The 4044-nt window shown below is 63.5% G+C and carries 3 protein-coding genes and 1 pseudogene; all 4 read left to right on the top strand.

The features are described from left to right. The first annotated feature begins 95 nt into the window (after window positions 1–95). Window positions 96–1799 (top strand): DUF927 domain-containing protein, encoded by a 1704-nt coding sequence (locus FV227_RS28025; RefSeq protein ID WP_147860424.1) that lies wholly within the window; start codon window positions 96–98, stop codon window positions 1797–1799. 804 nt (window positions 1800–2603) lie between these two features. Beyond that, entirely contained in the window at window positions 2604–3290 is a 687-nt protein-coding gene (locus tag FV227_RS28020) for a ParA family protein (protein WP_147860423.1), read from the top strand. Further along, complete coding sequence (locus tag FV227_RS28015; protein ID WP_147860422.1) at window positions 3290–3670, top strand: stability/partitioning determinant; 381 nt, start codon at window positions 3290–3292, stop codon at window positions 3668–3670. The genes FV227_RS28020 and FV227_RS28015 overlap by 1 nt, the downstream gene beginning before the upstream one ends. Further along, window positions 3667–3915: pseudogene (locus FV227_RS28010) on the top strand (replication initiator protein A); the annotation flags it as partial. The gene FV227_RS28015 and the pseudogene FV227_RS28010, both read left to right, overlap by 4 nt. Between the last annotated feature and the right edge of the window lie 129 nt (window positions 3916–4044).

Below are 4044 nucleotides of genomic sequence, written 5' to 3'. Positions count from 1 at the left end.
CCCCGGCTGCCTGCCCCGACCGCGTGAGACGGCGAGGCGGTGAGACGGACCCGTCTCGCCGGGCTCACCCGTCTCACGCGAACAAGGGCACGGGCGTGACCATCAAGGTCGCCCGCCGCGCGCGGCGCGCCATCGCCCGCACCCCCACCGCGCCGATCACGATGATCCGCATCCGCAAGGAGAGCGACCACACGCTGCACTATCTCGTCACCATCGATCTCGGTCGTGGACGTACGGCGCAGCTGACGATCAGCCAGACCGACTCGCTCGCGCTCATTGCCAAGCAAATCGGTGGTGTCTCGGAGCACCTCTCGCGTGATCCCAACATCGCCAAGGAACAGGTCGCGGCGCTCATCGCGGCCGCCCCCGGCGAGGCCGTGATGGCGGTCGAGCACGGTGGCTGGAAGGAGCGCGAGGCTTACATCGGCCCCAACCTGCGTCGCGGGCGTGGCTGGAACCGCTACGTCTGGACCGGTACCACCGCGCCCGGCGCCGTTCTGGCGGCAGGCACGTTCGGAGGCTGGCTGCACACCGTGGCGGCCCCGTGCGCGGAGTCGAGCTACCTCGCCTTCGCGCTGCTCGTAGCGCTCTCCGGCCCGGTCCTCGCCTGGGCCGACCTGCCCGAAGGGGCAGTGTTCCACCTCGCCGGCAAGTCCTCAACCGGCAAAACCACGACCGCCCGCGTTGCTGCCAGCATCGACGGGCCGCCCAACAGCCATGCGGACTGGCGTCAGAGCGACCGATGCTTCGCCGAGACGACCGCGGTCCGTTGCGACCGTGTCGCCATCTTCAACGCGGCAGAGAAGGCCAAGCGGAAGGACGTCAGCGAGATCCTCTCGGGGATCACGCATGGCCTCGTCGAGGGCGGCAGCAAAAAGTACGCTGCCGCGGTCAAGGCGAGCCTGCCGGACCTGCGTATCCGCTCACCCATCCTCAGCAACGGCAATCGCTCTGGGGCAGAGATGGCGCGCATCGCAAACATGTCCTGGGACGAGCAGGAAGCGGCGCGCTTTATCACCATCCCCGTGCCGCCGCGCGAGGACGGTGGCGTTGTCGACCGACCCAAGGGCAAGGGGCCCGGCTACTCGGCCGACCTGATCGCCCAGCTGGAGGCAGGTATGAAGCGCCACTACGGACGCGCTCTCGGCCGTTGGCTCGATCACGTCTGGACGCACCGCGAGCGCGTGAACGGGCTGATCGAGGACTTCGTGACGGCCATGCAGCCGGCCGACGCCTACCATGGCCGTATTGCCGGCAAATTCGGGCTGATCTACGCGACCGGCATCATCGCGGTCGAAACCGGCTTCCTCCCCTGGAAGGCGGACCTGCCGCTGCGTGTCGTGCGGCGCCTCTACCGCGGGGCGCTGACGGCGCTGCAGGAGGGCTGCCCGGTCGAGGCGCTCGTCGCTTTGCGCGACGCGCTCTGTGACCCCGCGGTGTTCCCGGACATTGGCACGACGCGGGAGCTGGTCCTCAACGACAACCGTGTGGCGGGTTTCCGCTTTAGCCGGGCCGAGGGTGAGTTCGTTGCCATCCGCCAGGAGAGCCTGCGCGCGGTGCTGGGCAAGACGATGGACCCCTCGGCGCTGATCGGTGCCCTGGCGGAGGCCGGCGTGGTCGAGGGCGGTCACGGCGCGCGGCGGGGCAAGCAGCTGCATGTGCGCCTCATCAACCGCGCCAACGGCTGCATCGTCACGAAGCCGCGCTGCCTCGTCATGAAGGCGGACGCACTCGCCGCCTTCCTGGAAGCGGCTGGCCGCGGCCGCCGCGTCGAGGAGGATGCGATCGTCGTGGCCTAAAATTCGACTTATGACGCGCCCCTGCGGTCGTGATGATCGCAGGGGTGACCAAGATGGTCAAAAGGGGAATCAATAAAAATCCGCTCTCCGACATTGGTTTAGCTATTGATTAAGCGACGCTTTCGTCCCTGATTTTGATTTTACGTATCCTCTCACCGACATCCGCATAGATACCGAGTACGACCCGTTCGGAGAAATTTTCGGCTCGGAGGTGATCGCCGTCGTAGGGCGTATCCTTGATCACGTCGTGAAGCCAGGCAATCTAAAGCAGTTCGCACACGCTCTCGGTAGAGAGGACCGGCTCCAGGGCGGAGGGGGCAAGCTGGTCAAGGATGACTAACGATCCGCAAACGAAGGCACGTTCGCCTCCGCGACAGACCCTCAGCATGCCCCCTCCCCTGCCGGCAATGCCAACCTTGCCGCACGAGATGGGACGAAGGAGCTGCAAAGCGATTTCGACGCCACTGCAATCCAAACCGCCGTCACGGACAGTCAGGAGAAGACTGCACCTTGGAAACCGCGGAAATCCGCGGCTGAACGCAAGGCTGACCACACCTACAAACGCCGCAGGAGACGCGACAGGAAGCGGTCAAGCTATTATGAATGATAGCCTTCCGATATCAGGTAGATATCCATTCTCAAGCCTATCAACTCAAAATAATATCGTACGGTTACCTGAATGCCTTACGATACTATGGGGATATCCTAATGCTATCTGATACGGGAAGCGTAGCCGTTGAGTATCCGGAGGCATTCTGGTATCTTGGATCCGAGGTTCAATCCGTTTCGCTATCGTGATCCAGCATGCCAACTATCATCTTCGCCAGTCCCAAGGGGGGCGTGGGTAAATCTACATCCGCCATCCTTCTCGCCACGGAACTAGCAGGGAAGGGGGCTTCAGTGACGGTGATCGATGCGGATCCGAACAAGCCGCTTTCCAAGTGGTCGCAACGCCCCGGCAAGCCGGAAAACTTGACTGTCATGGACAACGTGACCGAGGACACGATCATCGACGCTATCGAGGGTGCCGAGAAAACCGCGCAGTTCGTGGTCGTGGACCTTGAAGGCACGGCCTCGATGATGGTTGGCTATGCCATGAGCCGCGCCGATCTCATCATCATCCCGTCACAGGGAAGCCAGCTCGACGCCGCCGAAGCGGTCAAAGCCCTCAAACTGGTGAAGCGTCAGGAGAAGGCTTTCAACCGGCAAATCCCGTGTTCGGTGCTGTTCACCCGTACTAGTGCGGCCATCGAAACCCGCGACCTGAAGGACGTTCAGGCGCAGCTGACCGAGGCCGGCGTTCCGGTCTTTGCCACGCAGATGGTGGAGCGGGCCGCCTTCCGGGCGATCTTCTCCTATGGCGGCACCCTGTCAGGCCTCGACGGCTCACAGGTCAGTAACGTGAAGGCCGCACAGCAAAACGCCCGTTCGTTTGCGGCCGAGGTTGTAGCGCTGTTGAAGGCGAACGCGGCGCAGGCGGAGGTGGCGTGATGTCCAACTCACGCGCAAAGCTGTTTGGCGGTGACGACGATCTGGACCTGACGGCGTTCAAGCCGAAGACCGCGCCGGATAAGGCCGCGCCGTTGCCCGAAAAGGTGAGGGAGGTTTCAGAGGCCGCGAACTTCCACAGCCGGGAACCGGCTAAGGTTACACCAGAACTCGCTGCCGATCCCGCTCCTGCGGAGGCCGTAAAACCCCGCAGACAGCCCCGGACGCACCGGACGGGCCGCAACGTGCAATTCAACGTCAAAGCCTCTCAGGACGCCATCGACACCTTTTATCGTATATCCGACAAACAGGGCTGGGTACTGGGTGAAACGCTCGAGCGCGCCCTGTCTGCCTTGGAACGGGACCTGACTGCGAAACCGTGACCCGGAAGCCTGTCACCGATCCTCAGTTTGATCTGTTCGTCCCCTTCACGTCAGACCTCGCTTTCCGCGACACGCAGGAAACGATGGAGAGGCCGTTTTTCAGCCTCGCCAAGCGCAAGCGTCTGAAGCCCATCGAGTACACCAGCCCGGACGGGTCCGTGTATGTGAAGGTTTACGCCACGCCGGAATTTGGCATGGCGACCATCTGGGACGCTGACGTTCTGATCTGGGCCGCCTCAACCCTGAATGATCGGCCCCCAGGCGGTGGTCCAAGGGTGGAGTTAGTGCGCGGTAGGCCGTTCTGCCACGGGTAGCTTGGCCGGCGGAGCTGGTCGGGCGAGCGCAGCCGGCCAAGCGGAGAACGCTGGCACGAA

The organism is Methylobacterium sp. WL119 (genome assembly GCF_008039875.1).
Taxonomy (GTDB): Bacteria; Pseudomonadota; Alphaproteobacteria; order Rhizobiales; family Beijerinckiaceae; genus Methylobacterium.
This window is presented reverse-complemented; position numbering and strand designations above follow the sequence as displayed.